The sequence below is a fragment of the Ornithinimicrobium cerasi genome (assembly GCF_003702705.1).
GTDB lineage: Bacteria > Actinomycetota > Actinomycetes > Actinomycetales > Dermatophilaceae > Ornithinicoccus > Ornithinicoccus cerasi.
The window spans coordinates 45,433-69,984 of the sequence record NZ_QZMN01000014.1 but is presented as its reverse complement, the minus strand read 5'-3'; the positions used below and the strand labels follow the sequence as shown (position 1 = coordinate 69,984).

Below are 24,552 nucleotides of genomic sequence, written 5' to 3'. Positions count from 1 at the left end.
GCGCGGCCGTGCCGGCAGGTGCACGCTCGGCTCGCGGGGCGTCGTGCCTGGGGGCACTGTGAGGGGAAGAGACCCCCGTCCGAGACCATCTCGGCGGCGCACCCAGGAGGTGGACCGATGACGACGCCCGTGCTCCCGGCTCCCCCGCTGCTGGCGGGCGGACGCGGACCGCTGAGCGCCCTGACGCTGCAGGTCATCGGGGCGGGCCGTCGTGGCACCGGTGCCCACGAGGAGCTCCTGCGGCTCGCCGGGGCGCGGGCCGCGGACCGGGGACCGGTCCTCGAGGACGACGACGTCCAGCTGGCGCTGTTCCTGCTCTACGGCCTGTACTACGGCTGGCTCGGTGCCCTCGGCGACGACCTGGAGTGGGACCTGGAGCTGCTGCAGGTGCGGCAGCTGTTCGAGAGGCTGCACGAGGCCGAGCTGCGTGAGCTCGCCGGGACGGTGCCGGCGCCGGAGCCGACGGCGCGGTCGGTCGCCCAGGCTCTGTTCGACCTGACGGCGGCGGACGACGGCCCCAGCCTGGCGCGGTACGTCGCCCGGCGGGCGACCACGGAGCAGGCGCTCGAGCTGCTTGCGCTGCGCAGCATCTACACCCTGCGGGAGGCCGACGCCCACTCCTGGGCGATCCCGCGGCTGACCGGACGGGCGAAGGCTGCGCTCGTGGAGATTCAGGCCGACGAGTACGGCAGCGGCCACCCCGGGTCCATGCACTCGGTCCTGTTCGCCACGACGATGCGCGGTGTCGGGCTGGACGACACCTACCCGGCCTACCTCGACCACGCCCCGGCGGTCGTGCTGGCCTCGCACAACACCATGTCGCTGCTCGGGCTGCACCACCGGCTGCGCGGGGCGGTGGTGGGGCACCTGGCGGCGTTCGAGATGACGTCCTCGATCCCCAACCGCTACTACCGGGACGGCTTCGCGCGCCTCGGGTACGGCGAGGAGGTGACCCGCTACTTCGCCGAGCACGTCGAGGCGGACGCGGTGCACGAGCAGATCGCCGCCCACGACCTGGCCGGCGCCCTGGCCGAGCAGGACCCCTCGCTGGTGGGGGACATCATGTTCGGCGCCGCCTCGTCCCTGGCCATGGACGCGCTGGTCGGTCGCCACGTGCTGACCGCCTGGGAGGACGGCCGCTCAAGCCTGCGGCGTCCGCTGACCGCCGGGCCGGTCTGAGGTGGCTGCGCCGACCGATCAGCCCGGACGAGCGACCCGGGAGGGGACCGCCGTGCCGCAGGCCCGACCGTCCGTCACGATCACCGCCTACCCCGACGGGCCGCTCGTCGTGCGTGGTGACGTCGACCTGCGGACGGTCGACGGCGAGCCGATCCCGCACCGCGACGGCCCGGTGGCGCTGTGCCGGTGCGGGCTGTCGCGGATCAAGCCGTTCTGCGACTCGACGCACAAGCGCAGCTCCTTCCGCGCCGACTGACCGCCGGAGCTCGACCGCTCGTCCGCACGCCGTGGCGGACGGTCGGACCGGGGCGAGCCGGCGACGCGGGGTCAGCCCGCCGGTCGCTGCGCGGCGAGCGGCTCCGCCGTCTCCTGCTCCTCCTGCGAGAGGTGGCCTACCGGGCGCATCCCCAGCAGCAGGGCCACGAGCGCCGCCGCGGCCGCAGCGACGCCGGCCCCGGTCAGCACCGTCTGCACCTGCACCACGGCGGCGTCGAGCATGGCGTCCGTGTCGGAGGGGTCCGGCAGGACGGCCACCTCCTGGTGGAAGCGCCGCAGCCCCAGCGACGTCAGCAGCGCGAGGCCGACCACCATGCCCACCATGCGGGCCACCACGACCAGTGAGCTCACCGTGCCGTGGCCGTCGTCGCGGGCGTCGGCGAGCGCGGCGTCGTTGACCGGCGCGATGGCCAGGCCGACCCCGAGGCCGGCCCCCAGCAGCGGCAGCGTCGTCGCCAGCACGTCCTCGAGCGTCGCGCGCTCCCACCGGGCCATCGCCAGGATCGACACCGAGGCGAGCGCGAGGCCGGGCGCCGCCACCACCGCCGGTCCCACGCGACGGAGCAGCCAGCCGCCGAGCACCGCGCCGACCGGCACGGCCACGAGGAAGCGGACCAGGACCAGGGCCGCGTCCGTCTCGTCGGTGTCCTGCGTCAGCCGGGACAGGAGCGGCACGTCCACGACCACGGCGACGATGGACGCGCCGACGAGCAGGCTGACGACGAGCGCCGGCCAGACCCGACGGCGCACCACCCCTCGCGGGACCAGCGGTGCGGCGGCCGTGCGCTGCCGGACGAGGAAACCGATGACGGCCAGTGCCCCGAGCGGCAGCAGCCACAGCCCCCACGGCCCGAGCACCTCCGTCTCCGGGTCGGCGCTGGAGAACGTCAGGACCAGCGCGCCCAGGGCGGTCGCCACCAGCGTCGCGCCCAGCAGGTCGGCCCGCAGCAGCAGCGGCAGCCAGGCCCGTGCGGAGAGCACCGCCAGCAGCACCCACGCCAGCGAGGCCACCAGCCCGACCGGCGTCATCGCGCGCGAGCCGCTCGCCGGGTCGAACGGCACGAACGGTCCCCCGAGCGCCACCGAGGTGGTGAGCACCTCCGGCGCCCACAGGGCGAGGGTGGTCAGCGCGACCGCCACCGCCCCCACGAGGTATGCCGTGCCCCGTCCCAGGGCTCCCCCCGTCCGGGCCCGAGGCTCCGCGCCGCCCCCGCCGCCGTCCCTCCCCAGCACCCAGACCCCGGCCAGGCACGCGAGGCCGAGCACGACGTTGAGCCAGAAGATTTCCCGCCACCCGGCGACGGCGAGGACCAGCGCGCCGAGCAGCGGACCCAGCACCGATCCCAGCTCCTGGACCGCGCCGACGACGCCGAGCGGCATACCGCGCCGCCCCGGTGGCCAGAGGTCCGCGACGAGCGCGAGGGTGGCAGGCACCAGACCGCCGCCCCCCAGGCCCTGCAGGAAGCGGCCGCCCACCATCACCGGCAGCTCCACCGCCACGGCCGTCACGGCAGAACCCACGACGAAGACGACGAGGCACCACAGCAGGATGCGGCGGCGGTCGACGAGGTCCGAGAGCCGCCCGATGAGCGGGAGCACCGCGATGTAGCCCAGCAGGAACCCCGAGACGATCGGCGTCCCGCGCTGCAGCGACTCGATCCCGACGCCGACCCCGGCCATCATGTCGGTCAGGGCCAGGACGACGACGTAGGTGTCCGCCGCGGCCAGCGCGACCGCGAGGGAGGCCACCGTCAGCAGCGGGCGGGCGCCCCGCGCGGTGCCCGACCCCGCGGCCTCCCGGGCCACGGTCAGGGCCGGGTCACGGTGACGGGCTCACCGTAGGCGTCGAGGGTCACCGTGTAGGTGGACGTCGCCGGGGGGTAGAACGGACCGGTGATCGCCACGGTGCGCATCTGCCAGGTCTCCTCGACCAGGCCGTAGGTGACGTCGAAGGCCGAGCCGGCGTCGCCGACGAGGAGGAGCTCGGTGACCGCCTCGCCGGGGAGGGTTCCGGTGACCTCCTGCACGACCTCGGCCCCGACCCGGGCCTGCTCGCCGAACTGCGGGTCCTGCGTCTGCGGCAGCAGGCCGACGAGCCCCGTGGACGGGTCGAAGAGGCTGGCCGGGTCCGGGACGTTGAGGTCCTCCGGGTCGGTGCGCACGTAGGCCGGGGAGAACGGCAGCTGCACCCACAGCTCGCCGTCGAGCGCGACCGTGGGGACGTCGGCCTGGATGCCGACCAGCTTGGCGGTGATCGTGCCGGCGAAGGCGGGCGGCTCCATGGTGCCGTCACCCTCGGCGGCGATGATGTAGCTGCTCTCCTCCTCGGGCAGCTCGGTCCCGGCCAGCGCGAGGTGCACCGTGCCGGCGTCGACGAGGACGCCCTGCGCCTGCTCCAGCCGGTCGGCCGCCGTCGGTGCCTGGGTGGTCTGCGTCTCGGTGTCGCCGCCCCCGTCGCTGCACGCGGCGAGGAGCAGGAAGGCGCCGAGGGCGAGGGCGACCTGCGGTCGCGGCGTGCGGGTCATGCAGCCAGTATGCCGTCGCACCCGCCGGCGGGTGCCGCCGGGCGCGCGGCGGCCGGGCCACGTGCCGGGCCGGCCGTCGGAGGTGGGTCGGTCAGCCGAAACGACCGGAGATGTAGTCCTCCGTCGCCTTCTGGCGCGGGTTGTTGAAGATCGTCTGCGTGCTGTCGTACTCGACGAGCTCGCCGGGCTGACCGGTCTCCTTGAGGTTGAAGAAGCCGGTCCGGTCCGAGACGCGGGCCGCCTGCTGCATGTTGTGCGTGACGATGACCACCGTGTAGTCGGACTTGAGCTCGTTGATCAGGTCCTCGATGGCCAGGGTGGAAATCGGGTCCAGCGCCGAGCACGGCTCGTCCATGAGGATGACCTCGGGCTGGATGGCGATCGCGCGGGCGATGCACAGCCGCTGCTGCTGCCCGCCGGAGAGGCCCGAGCCGGGCTTGTCGAGACGGTCCTTGACCTCGTTCCACAGGTTGGCGCCGCGCAGGGCCCGCTCCGCCAGCTCGTCCGCGGCCCTGCCGGAGAGCCGACGGGCGTTGAGGCGGAGCCCGGCGAGCACGTTCTCCTTGATGGACATCGTCGGGAAGGGGTTGGGCCGCTGGAAGACCATCCCCACCTGACGACGCACGTCGACCGGGTCGACGTCCCGGCCGTAGAGGTTCTGGCCGTCGATCAGGACCTCCCCCTCGACCCTGGCGCCCGGGATGACCTCGTGCATGCGGTTGAGGGTGCGCAGGAAGGTGGACTTGCCGCAGCCCGACGGCCCGATGAAGGCGGTGACGGACCGCGGCTCGATCGTCATGCCGACACCGCGGACGGCCTGGAAGTCGCCGTAGTAGATGTCAAGGTCCTTGACGTCGATTCGCTTGGACATCGGTTCTCTTCCCTGGTGGTGGCAGCCGTCAGCGGCCGGTCTTGGGCGCGAACAGCCGCGCGATGAGTCGGGCGAGCAGGTTGAGCGCCACGACGATGAGCACGAGCAGGAGGGCCGCCGCCCAGGCGCGCTCGAGGCTGGGCTCGCGCACCGCGGGGCTGAGGGGCTTCGTGAACATGAAGTAGGCGTAGACGGCGAGGGTGTTCATCGGTCCCTCGAACGGGTTCCAGCTCAGCGCCCGGGCGTAGCCGACGGCGACCAGGAGCGGGGCCGTCTCGCCGATGACCCGCGCGACCGCGAGGGTGATCCCGGACGCCAGGCCGGAGGCGGCGGTGGGCAGCACGATCCTGGCGATCGTGCGCCACTTGGGCACCCCGAGGGCCAGCGACGCCTCGCGCAGCTCGTTCGGGACGATCCGCAGCATCTCCTCGCTGTTGCGCACGACCGTCGGGATCATGAGGACCGACAGGGCGACCGCCCCGGCCAGCCCCATCTTGGCGTCCCGCAGGCCGAAGATCTGGGCGAAGAGGGCGAAGGCGAACAGGCCGGCCACGATCGAGGGGATGCCGGTCATCACGTCCACGAGGAACCGGACGGCGGAGGACAGACGGTTGCCGGCGGCGTACTCCACCAGGTAGATCGCCGTGAACAACCCGACCGGGACCGAGATGAGCGTCGCCAGGCCGGTGATGACGAGCGTGCCGACGATCGCGTGGAAGGCGCCCCCGACGAAGTCGCCCCGCCCCTCGGCGTAGGCCTGGTCGTGGAGCCCGGTCACCCCGTTCATCGTCTGCCACAGGAACTGAGGGTCGAAGCCGCGTCCCCCGCCCAGCGTGAGCACGGTCCACAGGAGGGAGACCAGCGGCAGCAGGGCCAGCCCGAAGGCGAGGTGGACCAGGGCCCGCATCACGTGGTCCACCGCCACCCGGTGCCCGCCCAGGACGCGGTACACGGCATACAGCAGGACGAGGTGGGTCAGCGCCCCTGCGGCGACCGCCGCGCCGGGGTGGAGGTCCCCCAGCCACAACCCCACGGTGAGGAGCACCGAGAGCGAGCCCACCAGCACCGCGGGCCGACGCGTGGTCGGGCGCAGCGGGGACAGCACGAGGCCCTCGACGTCCCTCAGCCTGGAGGGGGGCGGCGGTGGCACGACGGGCGGGGCCGGCCGGAGGGGGGCGCTCATCCGCCGGCTCCCGAGAACGCGGCCCGGCGCGCGACGATCCACCGGGCGACGAGGTTGACGGCGAGCGTGATGAGGAAGAGGACCAGGCCCGCGGCGATCAGCTCCGAGAGCCGCAGGCCCGCGGCCTCGGGGAAGTTGAGGGCGATCTCGGAGGGGATGGTCTTGTTCCCGCTGCCCAGCAGGTTCCAGCTCAGGGCGCCGGGGGCGAGGATGATGGCGACGGCCATCGTCTCGCCGAGGGCCCGGCCCAGGCCCAGCATCGTGCCGCCCACCACGCCGGGGGTCCCGAACGGGAGCACGGCGGTGCGGATCATCTCCCACTTGGTGGCGCCGAGGGCCAGGGCCGCCTCCTCGTGCAGGCGCGGGGTCTGGAGGAAGACCTCCCGGGAGACGGACGTGATGATCGGCAGGATCATCACGGCCAGCACGATCGAGGCGGTCAGCAGGGTGCGGCCGGTCGCTGACGCCTCGCCGAAGAACGGAAGGAAGCCGAGGTTGCGCTCGAGCCAGCCGAAGAGCGGGCCGAGCTGGGGGGCGAGCACCGCCAGCCCCCACATCCCGAACACCACGGACGGGACGGCGGCGAGGAGGTCCACCACGAAGCCGACGGCCGTCCCGACCCGCCGGGGCGCGTAGTGCGAGATGAACAGCGCGATGCCGACCGCCACCGGGGTGGCCACGACCATCGCGATGACCGAGCTGATGACCGTGCCGATGACCAGCGGCAGGACGTAGCGGCCGAACCCGGCCCCGCCGGTCACCTCCTCCGGGTCCGCGGTGAGCGCGGGCACCCCCTCCCGCGCGAGGAAGAAGGCCACCCCGGCCAGCACGAGGAGGATCAGGCTCGCCGACCCGAGCGAGAGGCCGGCGAACGCCAGGTCGCCCGGCCGCCGGGGGGCCGCCGGCCTCCGGCGGGCAGGTCTGGTCGAGGTCGTCATGGAGTCCTTCGGGTCGGCCGGGTGCTCAACCGGCGTCGATGGTGTCGATGAGCGAGTCCGCCTGCTCCCGGAGGGAGTCCGAGATCGGCGAGGACCCGGCCGCCTCCGCGGCCGTCGCCTGACCCTCCTCGGAGACGACGTAGTGGAGGAAGTCCTTGACCAGCTCCGCCCTCGACGCCCGCTCGTAGGAGGTGCACGCGACGTGGTAGGACACGAGGACGATGGGGTAGGCCCCGGAGGCTGTGGTGTCGCGGGCGAGGTCCAGGGCGAGGTCACCGGGGACGCCGGTGACGACCGGCTCGGAGGCGTCGACCACGCGGGCGGCGGCCTCGGGCGAGAAGGTCACGAACTCCCCGCCGACCCCGACCGCCACCGACGACCCGGTGACGACGGAGGCGTCGGCGTAGCCGATGGCCCCCTCGGTCGACTCGACGACCTGGATGACGCCCGTGTTCTGGGGGGCGGCCTCGGCGGGGACCGGCCACGCCTTGTCGACCTCGTGGGGCCACGCCTCGGGCGCGGCCGCGGTGAGGTACTCCAGGAAGTTCTCCGTGGTGCCGGAGTCGTCCGAGCGGTGCACGACGGTGATGTCCGTGGCGGGGAGGTCGGTGCCCGGGTTGTCCTCCTGGATCGCCGGGTCGTCCCAGCTCGTGATCCGCAGGTCCATGATCCCCGCGATGGTCGCCGGCCTCAGCTGCAGCCCCTCCACCCCGGGGAGGTTGTAGGGCAGGGCGATCGGTGAGATGTAGACCGGCACGTGCAGGGCGCCGCCGGGGCCGCACGACGCCTCGACCGCCTCCCGCTCCTTCTCGTCCAGGAACGCGTCGGTCCCGCCCAGGTCCGTCGCGCCGGCGATGAGGTTCTCGCGCCCGCCCCCGGAGCCGATCGCGTCGTACTGCACGAGCACCCCCGGCTGGTGCGACTGGTAGCCGGCGATCCAGGCAGTCATCGCGGCTTCCTGCGCCGAGGAGCCCGACGCCTTGATGTCACCCGTGAGCAGCCCGCCCTCGGCAGCGGCGAGAGCACCCGTCGGGTCGTCGTTGCCGCACGCGGCGAGGAGGGGAAGCGTCAGGGTCAGGGCGAGGGCGGCGGGAAGCCGGCTGGGCAGCACGGGGGTCCTCTCTGGACGGGGGCGGGAGGCCGCAGCCGAGCACGACCCGTCTGCGCGGACACCGCTGGCCGAGCCTGACGGTAGGACACCTCGGTGTCACCCTGTCGTCACCTGGGTGAACAACGGGTGAACAAGGCGCCCCGAGTCTTCACCGGCCCGACGCCGGGCGAGGGTTGACCGGTCGGCCGCCCCTGGGCTCAGCGCAGCGTCAGCTCGTCGGTGGCCGGGTCGACGTCGACGGTGACGACCTGCCCGTCCCGGACCTCGCCGGCGAGCAGCCCGCGCGCGAGGCGGTCACCGATCTGGGTCTGCACCAGCCGGCGCAACGGCCGCGCCCCGTAGGCGGGGTCGAACCCACGCTCGGCGAGCCACCGGGCCGCGACGTCGGTGACCTGGAGCTCGATCCGCCGGTCGCGCAGCCGGGCGGCGAGCTGGTCCACCTGGAGCCCGACGATGGTGGCGAGCTCCTCCCTGCTCAGCGCGTCGAAGACGACCACCTCGTCCAACCGGTTGAGGAACTCCGGCTTGAACGCCGAGCGGACCGCGCCCAGGACCAGCTCACGGCGCGCCGCGGGCTCGGTGGTCGGGTCGACGAGGAACTGGCTGCCCAGGTTGGAGGTCATCACGAGGATGACGTTGCGGAAGTCGACCGTCCGCCCCTGCCCGTCGGTGAGGCGCCCGTCGTCGAGCACCTGCAGCAGGATGTCGAAGGTCTCCGGGTGGGCCTTCTCCACCTCGTCCAGGAGGACGACGGAGTAGGGCCGACGGCGGACCGCCTCGGTGAGCTGCCCGCCCGACTCGTACCCGACATACCCCGGGGGTGCGCCGACGAGGCGCGCGACCGCGTGCCGCTCGGAGTACTCCGACATGTCGATGCGCACCATGGCGCGCTCGTCGTCGAAGAGGAAGTCGGCGAGCGCCTTGGCCAGCTCGGTCTTGCCGACGCCCGTCGGTCCGAGGAAGAGGAAGGAACCGGTGGGTCGGTCGGGGTCGGAGATGCCGGCGCGGGCCCGCCGCACCGCGTCGCTCACCGCGCGCACGGCCGCGGTCTGGCCCACGAGCCGCCGGCCGATGACCTCCTCCATCCGCAGCAGTTTCTCGGTCTCCCCCTCCAGCAGGCGTCCGGCGGGGATGCCGGTCCAGGCGGAGATGACGTCCGCGATGTCGTCGGCGCCCACCTCGTCCTTGACCATGGGCGAGAGCTCGGTATGCCGTCCGCCCGCCTCCTCCTCCTGCGCGGCGGCCAGCTGCTGCTCGGCCTGCGGGATCTCGCCGTAGAGCAGCCGGGAGGCTGCGGCGTAGTCACCCTCGCGCTGCAGCCTGTCGGCCTGGGTGCGCAGCTCGTCGAGGCGGGCCTTGAGCTCGCCGACGCGGTTCAGCCCTGACTTCTCCGCCTCCCAGCGGGCGGTGAGGCCGGCGAGCTGCTCCTGCCGGTCAGCCAGGTCGGCGCGCAGGCGCGCGAGCCGCTCCTGCGAGGCGGCGTCCTCCTCCCGGGCGAGATGCATCTCCTCCATCCGCAGCCGGTCGACCTGGCGCTGCAGCTCGTCGATCTCGACCGGGCTGGAGTCGATCTCCATCCGCAGCCGGCTGGCCGCCTCGTCGACGAGGTCGATCGCCTTGTCCGGCAGCTGCCTCCCGCTGATGTAGCGGTCGGACAGGGTCGCCGCGGCGACGAGCGCCGAGTCCGCGATCGCGACCTTGTGGTGCGCCTCGTAGCGCTCCTTGAGGCCGCGCAGGATCGCGACGGTGTCCTCCACCGTGGGCTCCCCGACGAGGACCTGCTGGAAGCGTCGCTCGAGGGCGGCGTCCTTCTCGATGTTCTCGCGGTACTCGTCGAGCGTCGTGGCACCGACCATGCGCAGCTCCCCCCGGGCCAGCAACGGCTTGAGCATGTTGCCGGCGTCCATCGAGGAGTCCCCGGTCGCCCCCGCGCCGACCACGGTGTGCAGCTCGTCGAGGAAGGTGATGACCCGGCCGTCGCTGGAGCGGATCTCCCCGAGCACCGCCTTGAGCCGCTCCTCGAACTCGCCGCGGTACTTGGCCCCGGCCACCATGGCGCCCAGGTCGAGGGAGATGAGGGTCTTGTCCCGCAGCGACTCCGGGACGTCACCGGCGACGATGCGCTGGGCCAGTCCCTCGACGACGGCGGTCTTGCCGACGCCGGGCTCGCCGATGAGCACCGGGTTGTTCTTGGTGCGGCGCGAGAGCACCTGCACGACCCGGCGGATCTCCGCGTCCCGCCCGATCACCGGGTCGAGCTTGCCCTCGCGCGCCATCGCCGTGAGGTCGGTGCCGTACTTGCCGAGGGCGTCGAAGGTGGCCTCGGGGTCGACGGTGTCGACCTTCTTGCCGCCCCGCAGCGCGGGGATCCGCTCCTCGACCGCACCGGCGTCGAGCAGCGGGAACTGCCCGGTGCGGGCCAGACCGAGCAGCAGGTGGTCGGTCGAGACGAAGCTGTCCCCCAGCTGCGTCATCGCCGTCTCGGCGTCCTTGAGGACACCGTGCATCGCCCGCGAGAGCTGGGGGTTGCCCATCGTGGTGCCGGACGCGGTGGGCAGCGCGGCCAGAGCGCTGCGCGCGGCCTGCAGCGCCGACGCGGCCGAGGCGCCGGTGGCGTCGAGCAGCGGCCCGGTGGTGGTCTCGGTCTGCTGGGCGAGGGCGGCGAGCAGGTGGGCCGGCTCGACGTGCGCGTGTCCCGCGGCGGCGGCGTCGCGGACGGCGGTCGAGAGGGCCTCCTGCGCCTTGGTGGTCAGGTCCATCGATTCCCCTTCGGGTATGACGTTCGGTCGGCTGGGTCTCTTCTGCTCTGTGCAACCGGTGCAAAGTTGAGTGTATTCCGCTCAACTTTGCGCTCGTCGGTGATGCAGGGTGACCAGTACCCGCCGAAAACATCCTCGAGGGGGAACGAGGCCACGAGTGCACCGGATGTGCGCGCCCCAGCTCGAGATCCCGGCAGTATCTGGTGCACTCGTTGACTATGGGCGGTGGTGGCGACCCGACAGATCGCACGAGAATCGCCACTGCGGCTTCGGACGTCAGGCGAGCGGCCCGGCGAGCAGCTGGAGCGAGAGGACCATGACCACGGCGCCGAGGAAGAAGCCGACGAGCGACTGCGTGTAGTGGGTCTCGTAGCGCCGCGCCGCCGGCAGCAGCTCGAGGAAGCTCACGGCGAGCATCATCCCGGCGACGAGCGCGAGGGAGAGGATCAGCCACTCCTCAGGGAGCACCGCGCGCAGCAGGAGGTAGCCCACGATCGCCCCGAACGGCTCGGCGAGCCCGGAGATGGTGGCCCAGGTCAGCGCCTGCACACGGCTCCGGGTCGCGGCGTAGATGGGGGCCGCGACGGCCAGGCCCTCGGGGACGTTGTGGATCGCGATGGCCACGGCCAGGGTGATCCCGCCGGTCGGCTGCTCGAGCGTCGCGACGAACGTCGCCAGCCCCTCCGGCAGGTTGTGCAGCCCGACGACGGCGGCCAGCAGCACCCCGCTGCGCAGCAGCCGCCCGTCGACCTGCCCCTCCGCGATCCGCCCGAGCTGCTCGCCGCCCTCGAGCTCGGCCGGGTTGACGTCGTGGGGGATGACCCTGTCGATCGCCACCACCGCCAGCACCCCCACGACCCCCGCGCCGCCCACCCACGCCAGCGCACCCTGCGTCCCGACGACGTCGGACAACGACCGCAGCGCCGCCGGGGCGATCTCGACCACCGAGATCGTGATCATCAGCCCGGCGGCGAAGGCAAGGGCGGAGGCGAGCAGGTCGCGGCGCAGCAGGCCGTCCCGGGTGCCCAGCCAGCCGCCCACGACGGTGGACAGGCCGGCGAGCAGGGCGACCACGAAGGCGAGCGTCACGGCATACCTCCTCGTCCCGGTCGCAGCGGAGCGGCCCAGGAGGGAATTGTGCAGCAGCGGCGGGACGCCGTGCGCACCCTCTCGCCCCGACGGGTGACAGGCTGGCGGTATGCGCATCACCTGCCGCCTGGGCGACATCACCACCGAGCGGGTCGACGCCGTCGTCAACGCCGCCAACCCATCGCTCCTGGGCGGCGGTGGCGTCGACGGTGCGATCCACCGGGCCGCGGGGCCGGACCTGCTCGCGGAGTGCCGCCGGGTGCGGGCGGACCGCTGGCCCGGCGGGCTGCCGGTCGGGGAGGCGGTGGTCACCGGGGCCGGGAGACTGCCCGCGCGCTGGGTCGTGCACACCGTCGGTCCCGACCGCCACCGGGGCCAGACCGACCCGGCGCTGCTGGCGTCCTGCTTCCGCCGCAGCCTGGAGGAGGCCGCGCAGGTCGGTGCCACCTCCGTCGCCTTCCCTGCGGTGAGCGCGGGGATCTACGGGTGGGACCCGGCGGAGGTCGCGCGCGTGGCGGTGGCCACCGTGCGGGGCGCGGCGGACCTGCACCCCTCGGTGACGGACGTCCGGTTCGTGCTGTTCAGCCCCGACGTCCTGCGGGAGTTCGAGGCGGCCCTGGGTCCCGGTCAGCCGAAGCGGCCGGAGATGTAGTCCTCGGTGCGCTGGTCCGAGGGGTTCTCGAAGATGGTCGACGTCTTGTCGAACTCGACGAGGAGACCGGTCCGGTTGCCGGTGGTCTCGTCGGGGCGCGCGGTGAAGAAGGCGGTGCGGTCCGACACCCTGGCCGCCTGCTGCATGTTGTGGGTGACGATGACGATCGTGTACTGCTCGCGCAGCTGCAGCATGAGGTCCTCGATGGCGGCGGTCGCGATCGGGTCCAGGGCCGAGCACGGCTCGTCCATGAGGATGACGTCCGGCTCGGTGGCGATGGCGCGGGCGATGCACAGGCGCTGCTGCTGGCCGCCGGAGAGGCTGTAGCCCGACTCCTTGAGCTTGTCCTTGACCTCGTCCCAGAGCGCCGCCCCGCGCAGGCACCTCTCCACGTGGTCGTCCATGCTGTCGACCTTCATCCCGGTGACACGAGGGCCGTAGGCGACGTTGTCGTAGATAGACTTGGGGAAGGGGTTGGCCTTCTGGAAGACCATGCCGATGTGGCGACGGACCTCGATGGGGTCCACGGACGGGGCGTAGACGTCCTGGTCGTGGTAGAGGACCTCGCCCTCGACCCGCGCCGACGGCACGAGGTCGTTCATCCGGTTGAGGCAGCGCAGCACCGTCGACTTGCCGCACCCGGAGGGTCCGATCAACGCCGTGATCTCGTGGTGGCCGAAGGCCAGGTCGACGTCGTGGACGGCGTGGAACCCGCCGTAGAAGACGTTGAGGCTGCGGGTCTGCATCACCGGCACCGGGTGGTCGGGGAGCTCCTGCTGCGGCGTGTAGGGGTGCGTCACGCTGGGCTCGGTCATGGCAGGTCCTTGAGGGAAGGGGACGCGGCGGTCATGCGTCACGGGTGTACTTGTTGCGGATCCAGATGGCGATGGAGTTCATCACCAGCAGGACGGCGAGGAGCAGGATGATCCCGGCGGCGGCGAGGATGCGGAACTCCTCCTGGGGCCGGACGGCCCACTGGAAGATCTGGACCGGCAGCACGGTGTAGGCCCCCTCGAAGAAGCCGTCCGGGTTGTAGGTGACGAACACCGTGGCCCCCACGAGCAGCAGCGGCGCGGTCTCGCCGATGGCGCGGGAGAGGGCGAGGATGGTGCCGGTGACGATCCCCGGGACCGCCGACGGCAGGACGTGGTGCCAGATCGTCTGCCACTTCGTGGCCCCCAGCCCGAGCGAGGCCTGCCGCAGGCTGGTGGGGACGGCCCGGATGGCCTCGCGCGAGGCGAGGATCACGGTGGGCAGCACCAGCAGGGCCAGGGTCAGCGAGCCGGCGTAGGCGACGGTCCCGAGGTCGAGGGGCCCGCGGACGATGAAGGCCAGGCCGAGGATGCCGAAGACGATCGAGGGGACGGCGGCCAGGTTCTGGACGTTGAGCTCGATGAAGCGCACCCACCACTTCGTGCCGTCGGCGAACTCCTCGAGGAAGATGGCCGCGGACACGCCGATGGGCACCACCGTCACGATCAGGCCGACCATCACGTAGATCGTGCCGAAGATGGCCGACTGCATGCCCGAGGTCTCCCGGTCGAGCGTGGAGGGCATCTGGGTGATGAGGTTGAGGTCGATGCGGGGCATCCCGCGCACGGACGCCTGGACGATGACGGCCAGCAGGGTGACGAAGGCGATCACCAGGCAGAAGATCAGCAGGGCGCGGAAGACCTCGCCCTTCCACCTGCCGCCCCGGCCGCTGCCGTCCAGACGGAGCTCGGTGGTGCGGCGGGCACCGGCCACCGCGACGCGGTTCGCACCGTTCATTCGTAGGTCTCCCGGAAGCGTCGGACCAGCGCGATGCTGACCATGTTCATGAGGAAGGTCATGACGAAGAGCACCGAGCCGACCGCGAAGATCGTGTAGTACGTGGTCGTGCCCGTGCCGATGTCGCCGGTGGAGGTCCGTGCGATGAACGTGGTCATCGTCAGCACCGAGTCGTTCGGCCACATCGTGAGGTTGGCCGCGGCCCCGGCCGCCAGCAGCACGATCATCGTCTCGCCGATGGCTCGCGAGACGCCGAGCACGAAGCTGGCGACGATGCCCGACATCGCTGCGGGCACCACGACCCTCGTCGCCACCTGCATCCGGGTGCTCCCGAGGCCGTAGGCGGCCTGGCGCAGGCCGGAGGGGACGGCGGACATCGCGTCCTGGGAGATGGAGGCGACGGTCGGGATGATCATCACCCCCATGACGAGACCCGCCGAGGCGGCGGAGAAGATGCCGGGCGGCTCACCGAGCCTGCCCGGCAGGAAGGTCGGCCAGATCTCCCGGAGGATCGGTGTGACGAAGGTCAGCGCGAAGAACCCGTAGGCCACGGTGGGGACGCCCTCGAGGACCTCCAGCACGGGCTTGAGGATCTTGCGGGACGTGCGGCCGGCATACTCGCTGAGGTAGATGGCCGCCCCCAGCCCCGCCGGGATGGCGATGAGCAGCGCCCACAGGGTGACGTTCAGGGTGCCGACGATGAGCCGCAGGACGCCGAAGCCGGGGTTGCCGGAGTTCGTGGGCGCCCAGAAGTCCGTGGAGAAGAAGTCAGCCGGCGCGACGCGGTTGAAGAACTCGATCGTGGGCGGGATCAGCGAGAGCACGATCCCGACCGTGACCAGGACCGAGAAGGCCGCACAGAGGAACAGCCAGCCGACGACGACCTTCTCACCGTGGCGTGGCGAGCTCTTGCTCAGCGACACCGTGGGGAGGGGGTTGTCGACGCGCGCCGACGGTGCGCGTGCGGTGGTGGTCATCGGGGGCCTCCTCGGTCCTGGTCGTGGGTGCTTCAGCGACCGCCGCCGAGGGTGGCGATCTGCTCGAGCGCCTCCGCCTTCTGCTCCTCGGTCAGCGCGATGAACCCGGCCGCCTCGGCGATCTCGTCGGAGTTGTTCACGTAGAACTCCGCGAAGGCCTTGACCTCCGGCTTGTCCGCGATGGACTCACCCTTGGGGTAGATGAAGAGCTCACGGCCGAGCGGGTTGTAGTCGCCCGCCTGGACGGTCTCGTTGGTGGGGGCGACGCACTCGCCGGCCTCGTTCTCGACCTCGATGGCCTTGACCTGGTCGCCTGCCTCGAGGACGAAGGAGAGCGGGATGAACGCCATCGCGCCGACCTCCCCGGACACGCCGGTGACCGCGGCGTTGTCGTCCTCGCCGATGTCGTTGTAGTCCTGGCGGATGTTGCCCTCCTCCCCGTTGATGGCGTCCGTGAAGTAGTCGAAGGTGCCGGAGTCGGTGCCGGGGCCGTACAGGGCGATCGCCTCGTCCGGGAACTCCGGGTTGATGTCGGACCAGGACTGGACGGTCGAACCGTCCCTCCACGCAGCGTTGAGCTCATCCACCGTGAGGCAGGTGGCCCAGTCGTTCTCGGGGTTGACGACGACAGCCAGGCCGTCGTTGGCGACTCCGAGCTCCTCGAAGGTGATCCCGGCCTCCTCACAGGCGGCGATCTCCTCCTCGTCGATCTGGCGGGACGCCATCGAGATGTCGGTCTCGCCGGCGCAGAACTTCTCGAAGCCGCCACCGGTGCCGGAGGTGCCGACGGCGATGCGCACGTCGGGGTTCTCCTGCATGAACAGCTCGGCGGCGGGCTCGGTCAGGGGCGTCACGGTGGACGAGCCGTCGATGGCGATGTCGCCGGCGAGGGCCATGCCGCCCTCCGACTCCTCGTCGGCGCCGTCCTCCGATCCCGCGGCGGCAGAGGTGGTCTCGTCGGTCGCGCCGTCCGCGTCGTCGCCGCAGGCGGTCAGCGCCAGGAGGGCGGCGGCCACGACGGAGGCGCGGGCCAGGGTGTTGTGCCGAAGGGACACGGGGATTCCTTTCGTACCGGATCGCGGAGCGGTGTCCGCTGCTGGCGGTGCCAGCAACCCCATGGAAGAGGAACGACATGAATGTCCTACGGCCCGTTCCTGTCCGGCAGGTGACGCTTGGGGGTACGAGGATCTACCCCCTGGTCACCCGGCGTTCACCTCGTCGTGCTCTCCAGCGCCTGCTCGACCAGTCTCAGACCGCCCTGCTCGTCCTCACGGGCCCGCGCCCTCTCCCCACCCACGAGCACCCCGTAGGTGAACGTGGGCTCGCCCGCCTCGTCGGCGGCCCGCTCCAGCTCACGCAGCCACCGGGTCCCGACCGCGGAGTCCTGGAGCGCGCCGAGGGTCTCCGTCACGCTCTCCCACGCCTCCGCCTGCCGTGCCGCGCCCTCGCCGAACGACGGCTCCAGCGCCTCGCACGCGTAGCGCACCGCCTTGGCCCGCTTGCGGGTCTCGTGAAGCAGGTGCAGACGCTCCTCGCCCTCCGCCTCCGTGGCCGCCGCCCACTCGAGCTCGGCCCGGTCGGCCGCCCGGGCCACCAGCGGGGGGAGCACCTTGACGGCACCCTTGCGGGCCCTGCCGCGCCACGGCGTCATGGCGAGCAGCTCGAGCAGGCGGTCCACCAGCGCGCGGTGACGGTCCGAGTCGAGCACCTGCACCAGCGCCGCGTGCGCGGCGGCGTGGCGTCGGTCGAGCTCGCGACCGACCCGCTCCCGGACCGGACCCACCAGCTGGTCCGCCGGCAGGTCGTCCAGCGCGGCGAGGAGCCGTTCCTTCATGACCTCGGCGTCGCGAGGCTCCCCGAGGGCGGCGGCGAACCACCGGAGCTCCTCCCGCAGGGGGTCGGTGACCTCGCGGTCGAGGAGGCGGCGGAAGGTGCGCAGCGTGCTGCGCAGCCTCCGCGTCGCCACCCGGGTCTTGTGCACGGCGTCCGGCGCGTCGGCGCGAACGTCGGCCTCCCGTCCGAGGATGACGGCCACCTGCTTGGCCAGGTCGTCGTGCAGCACGTCGGCCGCCGGTCCCGTCCGGCTCGCCGTCTCCCCCTCCGCAACCCGCCGTGGCCGGTCCCCCAGCGCCCGGGCGAGCTTGGAGGGCGCATCCGCCAGGGTCACCCCCTGCTCGGCGAGGACGTCGACCACCCGGTCCAGCAGCTCCTCCTCGCCCTCGACCAGCTCGACCTCGAGCTCGCGCCACGTGGACCCCGCAGGCGACGCGGTCACGGTGTCGTCGCAGAGCTGGGCGAGCACCCGACCCTGCGGGTCGAGGAGATCGACCTCGATCCGGTGGGTGGAGAGCGTGGCGGCGGGCAGCAGCACCCCGTCGACCCCGCCCGGCCACTCCTCTCCCAGGACCCCGGTGATCTCCTCGCGCAGCGTGGCGGGCACGAGAAGCCTCCCCGGACCGGCGTCGAGAGGCGCGTGCACCTCCAGACGTGACCCGTCGGGTCGGGGGAGCTTGAGGTGCCACCCCTCGTCGGCGCCTCCCTCGCGACGGCGCAGGGTGATGCGGTGGCGCACGAGGAGCAGGTCACGCGTGTCCAGGTACACCGCCCGCAGGCGGTGCTCGCGGGCCTGCCCCACGCCCAGCAGCCCCCCCAGGGCCGGCAGCGGGTCATCCACCCCGATGTCGAACTTGCGCTCCGACTCGACCTGCCTCATACCTGCCATTGTGGTGCCGGTCAGGGCGCGGGCGGACGGGGGTCCCCGGGCTCGTCGTACCACCCGTCGTGCTCACGCGCGACCTCGGTGAACCGCACGCGCAGTCCCTCGTAGGCACCGCCGCCCTCGGTGTCGGGCAGGCGCGTGTCGAGCACGTAGACGGCCCACTCCACCTCGTGGTCGTCCTCCCCGTGCTCCTGGTTGCGCGCCGCCTCGCGGACGACCCGCACGTGCTCGAACCCCTCCTCGGCCAGCTCCTCGGCCAGGCCCTCGGCCGCCGCGCGGTCGGGCAGGATGATGAGGTGCTCGCTGCCCGTGTGGGGGCGCCCGGTGGTCGTCACCTGCTGAGGGTATGCCGTCGCACCGCCGGACGGCAGCAGGCGCGGGGGGCGGCGGACCTGCCAGGATGCGACGCGTGGACCCCTTCACCTCTCCCGCCCGCCTGACCGGGGAGCTTGTCGAGCTGCGCCCCGCGGACGGGCGCGACGCCGCGCGCCTGCACGCGCTGATGGCGGACCCCGAGGTGGGTCGCCTGACCGGGTCGACCCACGGCGACGACCCGGCGGACGCCGGGCCGTCCTGGTCCGCGGACCGGCTGGCCGAGGTCTACGACCGGTGGGCGGCCGCCGAGGACCGCATCGTCTGGGTGATCGTCGAGAGGTCCACCGGCGCGACGGTCGGGGAGGCTCTCCTCCTGGACCACGACCCCGCCAACCGGTCCCTCGGCTACCGCCTGTGGATCAGCGGGGCCCGCGATCGCGGGCTGGGGACCGAGGTGACCCGGCTGGCCGTCGACCACGCCTTCGCCACTCTCGGTGCGCACCGGGTGGAGCTCGAGGTCTACGCCTTCAACCCCCGGGCGAGGCGGGTCTACGAGAAGGTCGGGTTCGTCCTCGAGGGCACCCGGCGCGAGGCGCTGAGGTATGGCGACGGCTGGGTCGACGCGCACCTGATGGCGGTCCTGGAGCCGGACTGGCGGGCGGCCCGCCAGGGCTGAGCGGCGCACGTCACTCGGGGTGACGCTCGAACCTGTTCGCCGGCTCGGGGGTCGTCCTCGCCGTCATCTCGGCCCGGGGGATCCCGGTGTGGTGCGTGGCCGGCCGGCCCGGCCCGCCCGGCTCGAACCGGGTCGCGTCGGGCGCGGGCGTCGGGGCCTCGACCTGCTGCGCGTCGTCGGTGGCGATCTCCTCGCCGCAGGCGGCGAGGCTGAGGCTGCCCGCCAGCATGAGCGCCGCGAGCGCTGCCGTGCGGTGTCCTGCGTGGTTCCTGGTCGGGTCCATCGATCCGGTCCTCCCGGTCGTCGGTGGTCTGGGTGACCCCCGTGGTCCGACCACCGTGCAGCCCACCGGTATCGCTCCGGCGGCCAACCGGTGTCGACCGGGTAACGGTCCCGTCTCAGGCCCCCGGGGTCGCCCGGACGGCGCCCGAGGCGTCGGGCCTGCCGATGGTCTCCGGTGCCCGCAACCACGCCAGGAACGCCACGAGGCAGACCACGCCGCACAGCGCGAACGCCACCTCGAACCCGAAGCGGTCGGCCGCCACCCCGATGAGCACCGGGCCGACGATCGTGCCGAGGTCCTGCGCCATCGAGAACGCCGCGAGGACCTTGCCGCCGTTGCGCTCGTGGCCCACGACGTCGGCGAGCGAGGCCTGGGACGCCGGCCCGACCAGACCTGCGCCCACCCCCGACACCGCGGACAGCGCGAGCAGCACGGCCACCCCGGTGGTCACGGACAGCGCGGGATGCCGGGCCAGGCCGATCACCCCGACCGAGAGGCCCATGACCGCCAGGCCGACGAGGATCAACGGACGTCGGCCGACCCGGTCCGCGAGACGTCCCGACACCTGCAGGGTCAGCGCCGTGCCGACGGCCCCGACGGCCAGGGCGGCGCCGGCGACCCACGGGCGGTCGAGCACGGCCGCGGCGAGCAGCGGGAGCACGGCGATGCGGGCACCGAAGCTCACCCAGCCGTTCGCCACCGCCGCCACCAGCAGGGCCCGGAACGCCGGGTCCCCCCACGCCTCGCCCACGGTGAGCAGCGCCCGGGGCTGGCCCCCGGTCGTCGCCGGGCGCAGCCTGGCCCCACCCAGCCCGACCGCGACCACCGCCGCCGCGACGAGGAGCGCGACGGCATACACGATGAACGGCGCGCGCAGCCCCCACTCGGCGAGCAGACCCCCCAGGACCGGGCCGACCATGCTGCCCACGAGGAAGGACGAGGCGTAGGCGGACGACACCCGGCCCCGGGCGCGCGGGGGCGAGAGCCGGACGAGGAGCGCCATCGAGGAGATGGTGAACATCGTCGACCCGATCCCGCCCAGACCCCGGAAGACGAGGAGCTGCCAGTAGCTCTGCGCGAACGCTGTGGCCAGCGAGGAGACCGCCACGACGAGCAGCCCGGTGAGGTAGACGGGCCGCTCGCCCAGCCGCTCGACGAGGGCGCCGCCGGCCGGGGCGAAGACGAGGCGGAAGAGCGCGAAGATCGAGACGACGACGGTCGCCGCGGCGACGCCGACGTCGAAGGACCGCGCGAACGCGGGCAGCACGGGGGAGACCAGACCGAAGCCGACGGCGATGACGAACGCCGACCCGACGAGGATCCAGATCTCCCGGGGTATGCGGTCTCGCGGCTCCACGCCCGGGGCGCGGCTCAGCGGGTCCGGGCACGGAGGTGCTCGCGGAGGTAGGGGAGCGCGAAGTCGACGTAACCGTGGCCGGCTGCCACGACGAGCTCCCGGTCGATGAGGCGGGCCCGGTAGACGTTCTGCTCGGACATCGTCACGCCCATGCGGCGGGCGACCTCCCTGGTGGCCGCGGGGCCGTCGTCCACGGCCATGGCGCGCAGGTAGCCCCGCTGCCGCTCGGGTACGCCGGCGAGCGCCGGGGCGTGGACGAGGCGCCCCATGCGTTCCACGACGACCGGCAGCGTGCTCCCGACGTCGTCGAGGGTCACCTCGGTGCGCGCCGGGTCGACGCGCCAGGCGTGGTAGCCGACCAGCTGGAGCAGGTAGGGGTAGCCGTGGACGATGTCGACGAACTGCTCGAGGGCGGCGTCGCCGATGGTCCGGCCGGTGTCCTCGACGGTCGCCCGGGCGGCGGTCGCGACCTCCTCGTCGGCGAGCGCCCGGAGGTGGACCCGCTCGGCCCGTCGCAGGAAGGTCGTCCCCGCCTGCCGCAGCAGCGCGTCGATGCCGGTCGGGAGCCCCGCGGCGGTGAAGGCGACCTCGCGGTCGTCGCGCACGAGGTGCTGGTAGATCGCGGCGAACTCCCCCACGAGGTCCGGCGTGGCGGCCTGGACCTCGTCGAGGGTGAAGAGCATCCCGGTCTCGTGCATGGCGAGGACGTCGGAGAGCCGGGCCAGCAGCCGGGTGAGGGAGTGACGGACGGGGTAGCGGTCCTCGACCGAGGTGGAGACTGATCCCACCGGGCCGAGGCCGCCCCCGGTGAGACGCCGCCGCACCGCGGCCACGTCGTGCTCGGCCAGCAGCGCGGGGACGGTCGAGGACTCCAGCTCCTCGAGCATCCGGTCCCCCTCGGGAAGGCGGAGCACGAGCCAGCCGCGGGTGCGGGCGATGTCCTCGAGCTCGTTGAGCACCACCGTCTTGCCCATCCCTCTCGCCCCGCTGACCAGGAGCGAGCGCAGCGGTGACCCTGGCCCCTCGTCGAGGGCGACGTCGAAGTCCTGGAGGAGATCCTCCCGTCCCGCGAGGACGCGCGGGGACACGCCGAAGCTGGGTCGGAACGGGTTGCCCGTGGCCATCGGCCCTCCTCTCGCGTTACATCTGTTACATCTCCGGGCCGTTGTTACATCTGTTATCCCTGCCCGGGGCGATGCCCCGTTCTATCAGTCGTCACCGACAAGCGTGGCGAACCGCCCGAGGTCCACGTTGCCGCCCGAGAGCACGACCCCCACCCGCCGTCCGGCGACGTCCGGGACGGCCCCCGAGAGCACCGCGGCGAGCGCGAGCACGCCGGTCGGCTCCACGACCTGCTTGAGCGTGGCGGCCACGAGACGCATCGAGGCGACGAGCTCCTCGTCCGTCGCCGTGAGCACGGCCGCGACGCCGTCGCGGATGATCGGGAAGGTGAGCTCTCCCAGGTGCAGGGTCTGGGCACCGTCGGCGATCGTGCGCGGTGGGTCGATGTGCACGATGCGCCCCTCCTCGAGGGAGCGCCGGCCGTCGTCGCCCGCGGCGGGCTCGACCCCGTAGAGGCGGGCCGCCGGCGCGAGCGCCCGGGCGGCGAGGACCGAGCCCGACAGCAGGCCACCGCCCCCCAGCGGCGTCACGACCACGTCCAGCGCCCCCGCGTCCTCGAGCAGCTCCTTCACGGCCGTGCCCTGCCCGGCGATGACGTGCGGGTGGTCGTAGGGCGGGACGAGCGTCATACCGCGCTCTCCTGCGATCTCCGCGCCGATGGCCTCGCGGTCCTGGGTGTAGCGGTCGTAGCGCACCACCTGCGCGCCGTAGCCGAGCGTCGCCTCCACCTTGAGCTCCGGCGCGTCGTGGGGCATGACGATGACGGCGGGGATGCCGAGCTCCCGGGCGGCGAGCGCGACCGCCTGGGCGTGGTTGCCGGAGGAGTAGGCGACCACGCCCCCACGGCGCTGCGCCGCGTCGAAGGCCGACAGTGCGGTGAGGGCACCGCGGAACTTGAACGCCCCGACCCGTTGCAGGTGCTCCGCCTTGAGGTGGACCTCGCAGCCCGCCAACGCGTCGAGACGCCGGGAGCGCAGCACGGGGGTGCGGTGCGCGATCCCCTCGATCACGGCGGCGGCCGCCTCCACGTCGGCGTAGGTCGGCAGCTGGTCGGTTCCCGGGTGATCCATGCCGCCCAGCATCGCGCAACTCACAGGCCCGAGCCCTGCTGACCCCCGCATGCATCCGCCTGGAGGAAGGTGTTCGCGCTTGTGAGTTGGGAAGGGGGCGTCAGCCGCCGAAGGGCCAGCCCTCGGGCCGCCAGAGCGCCAGCGCGGTCGAGGCCGAGCGGGCACCGGGGCGGCGGCCGAAGCGCAGAGGCACGACCTCGCCGGCGAGGTCGGCCGCGAAGACGCGCTGGCCCTGGCCCGCGCGGTTGCGCAGCTGCTCGTTCTCGGCGAGCACCTGCGCGAGCCGCGAGCGCAGGGCCTCCACCTGCAGCTCGAGGTCGAGGATGCGCTGGATCCCGACGAGGCTGACCCCCTCGGCGGAGAGCGCCTGCACCTCGCGCAGCCGGTCGATGTCGCGCGAGGAGTAGCGCCGGCCGCCGCCGCGGGTGCGGGAGGGCACGACGAGTCCGAGACGGTCGTACTGCCGCAGGGTCTGCGCGTGCATCCCGGCCAGCTCGGCGGCCACCGAGATCACGTAGACGGGCGTGTCACGGTCGACCACGGTGCCTCACACCCCCGTCTGGCGGTGCAGGTCCGCGCGCGGGTCGGCCCCGGCCTCCTCGGCCCGCAGCACCTCGACCGCCTCGCGCGCCTTGTCGGACAGCTTCTGCGGGACGACCACCTGGACCCGCACGAGCAGGTCGCCGGTGCGCTTGCTCGTCCGGATGCCTCGCTCCTTGACGCGCAGGACACGTCCGGAGGGTGTGCCGGGGGCGATCCGGACCTTGACGGTGTCGCCGTCGAGCGTCGGCACCGCGACGGTCGCGCCGAGCGCGGCCTCGGAGAAGGTGACCGGGAGGTCGAGGGTGAGGTTGTCCCCGTCGCGGCCGAAGACCTTGTCCGGGGTCACGCTGACGTGGAGGTACATGTCGCCGCGCTCCCCGCCCTGCACCGGGGAGGGCATGCCCTTGCCGCGCAGGCGGATCTTCTGCCCGTCCTTGACCCCGGCCGGGATCCTGGTCGTGATGCGGCCGCCGTCCGGGCTGCTCAGGGTGACCGTGTCACCGTGGGCGGCCGAGCGGAAGTCGAGGGAGGTGCGGGCCTCGACGTCCTGGCCGCGCACGTCACGCATACCCCCGGAGCCCCCGCGCGCGCCGCCGAAGCCGCCGGGGAACCCCTGGCCGCCTCCCGGGAAACCCTGCCCGCCGGGCTGGAACCCGCCGGCGCCGCCGAACGCGCCGAGCAGGTCCTCCAGGTCCAGGCCGCCGACGCCTCCGCCAGATCCGGTGGAGAAGCGGACGTTCTGCGCGCCGCCGGCCCCGCCGAACATCTGGGCGAAGACGTCCTCGAAACCGCCCGCGCCGCCGGCGCCGCCGGCCCCGGCGGTGAAGCGGGCGCCGCCGCCCATCGCACGGACGGCGTCGTACTGCTTGCGCTGCTCGGGGTCGGAGAGGACGGCGTAGGCCTCGCCGATGTCCTTGAACTTCTGCTCGGCAGCCTTGTCACCCGGCTTGGAGTCGGGGTGCCACTCGCGTGCGAGCTTGCGGTAGGTCTTCTTCAGCGTCTTGGGGTCGACGTCCTTGCTGACGCCGAGGATCGCGTAGAAGTCCTTGTCCATCCAGTCCTGGCTGACCATCGTTCCTCACCTCCTCGGGTGTCCATTGTCCCCCGGGACCGGGGCGCGCGGGGGGTATGTCGAAG

General features: G+C 72.9%; 24 protein-coding genes. 4 read left to right on the top strand and 20 right to left on the bottom strand.

All coding sequences use genetic code 11. The features are described from left to right. The first annotated feature begins 117 nt into the window (after positions 1 to 117). Entirely contained in the window at positions 118 to 1,179 is a 1,062-nt protein-coding gene (locus D4B81_RS15245) for an iron-containing redox enzyme family protein (protein WP_122263546.1), read from the top strand. 52 nt (positions 1,180 to 1,231) lie between these two features. Then, on the top strand, positions 1,232 to 1,435 hold the full coding sequence (locus D4B81_RS15240; protein WP_122263602.1) for a CDGSH iron-sulfur domain-containing protein: 204 nt from the start codon (positions 1,232 to 1,234) through the stop codon (positions 1,433 to 1,435). 71 nt (positions 1,436 to 1,506) lie between these two features. On the opposite strand, the gene D4B81_RS15235 is transcribed toward D4B81_RS15240, so the two are convergent. The 8 genes from D4B81_RS15235 to zupT all read right to left on the bottom strand — a co-directional run bounded on the left by D4B81_RS15235 (position 1,507) and on the right by zupT (position 11,931). Continuing rightward, the gene (locus tag D4B81_RS15235; RefSeq protein WP_237566036.1) at positions 1,507 to 3,261 is read right to left on the bottom strand and encodes an MFS transporter; all 1,755 of its coding nucleotides are present in this window, start codon (positions 3,259 to 3,261) and stop codon (positions 1,507 to 1,509) included. Between the two features lie 2 nt (positions 3,262 to 3,263). Further along, entirely contained in the window at positions 3,264 to 3,980 is a 717-nt protein-coding gene (locus tag D4B81_RS15230) for an LppX_LprAFG lipoprotein (RefSeq protein WP_122263544.1), read from the bottom strand. Between the two features lie 91 nt (positions 3,981 to 4,071). After that, a complete protein-coding gene (pstB, locus tag D4B81_RS15225) occupies positions 4,072 to 4,851 on the bottom strand; it encodes a phosphate ABC transporter ATP-binding protein PstB (protein WP_122263543.1) in 780 nt (259 codons plus the stop codon). 28 nt (positions 4,852 to 4,879) lie between these two features. Next, a complete protein-coding gene (gene pstA, locus D4B81_RS15220; RefSeq protein WP_122263542.1) occupies positions 4,880 to 6,034 on the bottom strand; it encodes a phosphate ABC transporter permease PstA in 1,155 nt (384 codons plus the stop codon). Then, positions 6,031 to 6,972, bottom strand: a complete 942-nt coding sequence (gene pstC, locus D4B81_RS15215) for a phosphate ABC transporter permease subunit PstC (protein ID WP_122263541.1) — start codon at positions 6,970 to 6,972, stop codon at positions 6,031 to 6,033. Before pstC (D4B81_RS15215) ends, pstA (D4B81_RS15220) begins: the two co-directional genes overlap by 4 nt. A gap of 25 nt (positions 6,973 to 6,997) precedes the next feature. Then, positions 6,998 to 8,083 carry a phosphate ABC transporter substrate-binding protein PstS gene (pstS, locus tag D4B81_RS15210; protein ID WP_122263540.1) on the bottom strand — a complete coding sequence of 362 codons (1,086 nt, stop codon included), beginning with the start codon at positions 8,081 to 8,083 and terminating at the stop codon, positions 6,998 to 7,000. 197 nt (positions 8,084 to 8,280) lie between these two features. Then, a complete protein-coding gene (gene clpB / locus D4B81_RS15205; protein ID WP_122263539.1) occupies positions 8,281 to 10,842 on the bottom strand; it encodes an ATP-dependent chaperone ClpB in 2,562 nt (853 codons plus the stop codon). Positions 10,843 to 11,118: 276 nt separating this feature from the next. Continuing rightward, complete coding sequence (zupT, locus tag D4B81_RS15200; RefSeq protein ID WP_161965198.1) at positions 11,119 to 11,931, bottom strand: zinc transporter ZupT; 813 nt, start codon at positions 11,929 to 11,931, stop codon at positions 11,119 to 11,121. Positions 11,932 to 12,040: 109 nt separating this feature from the next. On the opposite strand from zupT, the gene D4B81_RS15195 reads away from it, so the two are divergent. Then, the gene (locus D4B81_RS15195; RefSeq protein WP_122263537.1) at positions 12,041 to 12,583 is read left to right on the top strand and encodes an O-acetyl-ADP-ribose deacetylase; all 543 of its coding nucleotides are present in this window, start codon (positions 12,041 to 12,043) and stop codon (positions 12,581 to 12,583) included. On the opposite strand, the gene pstB (D4B81_RS15190) is transcribed toward D4B81_RS15195, so the two are convergent. From pstB (D4B81_RS15190) to D4B81_RS15165, 6 genes are all read right to left on the bottom strand, one after another. Further along, positions 12,559 to 13,329: a phosphate ABC transporter ATP-binding protein PstB gene (gene pstB / locus D4B81_RS15190; protein WP_202613721.1), complete on the bottom strand. Its 771-nt coding sequence runs from the start codon at positions 13,327 to 13,329 to the stop codon at positions 12,559 to 12,561. The two genes, D4B81_RS15195 and pstB (D4B81_RS15190), sit on opposite strands and share 25 nt — an antisense overlap. A gap of 100 nt (positions 13,330 to 13,429) precedes the next feature. After that, a complete protein-coding gene (gene pstA, locus D4B81_RS15185; RefSeq protein ID WP_122263535.1) occupies positions 13,430 to 14,353 on the bottom strand; it encodes a phosphate ABC transporter permease PstA in 924 nt (307 codons plus the stop codon). Continuing rightward, positions 14,350 to 15,330, bottom strand: coding sequence for a phosphate ABC transporter permease subunit PstC (gene pstC / locus D4B81_RS15180; protein ID WP_122263534.1), 981 nt, complete (start codon positions 15,328 to 15,330; stop codon positions 14,350 to 14,352). The genes pstA (D4B81_RS15185) and pstC (D4B81_RS15180) overlap by 4 nt, the downstream gene beginning before the upstream one ends. Before the next feature lie 32 nt (positions 15,331 to 15,362). Then, positions 15,363 to 16,385, bottom strand: coding sequence for a PstS family phosphate ABC transporter substrate-binding protein (locus D4B81_RS15175; RefSeq protein WP_202613719.1), 1,023 nt, complete (start codon positions 16,383 to 16,385; stop codon positions 15,363 to 15,365). Positions 16,386 to 16,540: 155 nt separating this feature from the next. Beyond that, entirely contained in the window at positions 16,541 to 18,043 is a 1,503-nt protein-coding gene (locus D4B81_RS15170) for a CYTH and CHAD domain-containing protein (RefSeq protein ID WP_161965197.1), read from the bottom strand. A gap of 20 nt (positions 18,044 to 18,063) precedes the next feature. After that, entirely contained in the window at positions 18,064 to 18,384 is a 321-nt protein-coding gene (locus D4B81_RS15165; RefSeq protein ID WP_097188978.1) for a hypothetical protein, read from the bottom strand. A 65-nt stretch (positions 18,385 to 18,449) separates the two neighbouring features. Here D4B81_RS15165 and D4B81_RS15160 point away from each other — a divergent pair, with 65 nt between their 5' ends. After that, on the top strand, positions 18,450 to 19,040 hold the full coding sequence (locus D4B81_RS15160) for a GNAT family N-acetyltransferase (RefSeq protein ID WP_122263531.1): 591 nt from the start codon (positions 18,450 to 18,452) through the stop codon (positions 19,038 to 19,040). Positions 19,041 to 19,050: 10 nt separating this feature from the next. Here the strand turns inward: D4B81_RS15160 and D4B81_RS15155 are convergent, their stop codons facing one another. The 6 genes from D4B81_RS15155 to D4B81_RS15130 form a co-directional block, all read right to left on the bottom strand. Next, positions 19,051 to 19,323, bottom strand: coding sequence for a hypothetical protein (locus D4B81_RS15155; RefSeq protein ID WP_122263530.1), 273 nt, complete (start codon positions 19,321 to 19,323; stop codon positions 19,051 to 19,053). 115 nt (positions 19,324 to 19,438) lie between these two features. After that, positions 19,439 to 20,680, bottom strand: coding sequence for an MFS transporter (locus D4B81_RS15150; protein WP_237566034.1), 1,242 nt, complete (start codon positions 20,678 to 20,680; stop codon positions 19,439 to 19,441). Positions 20,681 to 20,694: 14 nt separating this feature from the next. After that, positions 20,695 to 21,804, bottom strand: a complete 1,110-nt coding sequence (locus D4B81_RS15145) for an ATP-binding protein (protein ID WP_122263528.1) — start codon at positions 21,802 to 21,804, stop codon at positions 20,695 to 20,697. An 84-nt stretch (positions 21,805 to 21,888) separates the two neighbouring features. Beyond that, positions 21,889 to 22,872, bottom strand: coding sequence for a threo-3-hydroxy-L-aspartate ammonia-lyase (locus tag D4B81_RS15140; RefSeq protein WP_122263601.1), 984 nt, complete (start codon positions 22,870 to 22,872; stop codon positions 21,889 to 21,891). Positions 22,873 to 22,972: 100 nt separating this feature from the next. Further along, positions 22,973 to 23,413 (bottom strand): heat shock protein transcriptional repressor HspR, encoded by a 441-nt coding sequence (locus tag D4B81_RS15135; protein ID WP_122263527.1) that lies wholly within the window; start codon positions 23,411 to 23,413, stop codon positions 22,973 to 22,975. 6 nt (positions 23,414 to 23,419) lie between these two features. Beyond that, a complete protein-coding gene (locus tag D4B81_RS15130) occupies positions 23,420 to 24,487 on the bottom strand; it encodes a DnaJ C-terminal domain-containing protein (protein ID WP_122263526.1) in 1,068 nt (355 codons plus the stop codon). Between the last annotated feature and the right edge of the window lie 65 nt (positions 24,488 to 24,552).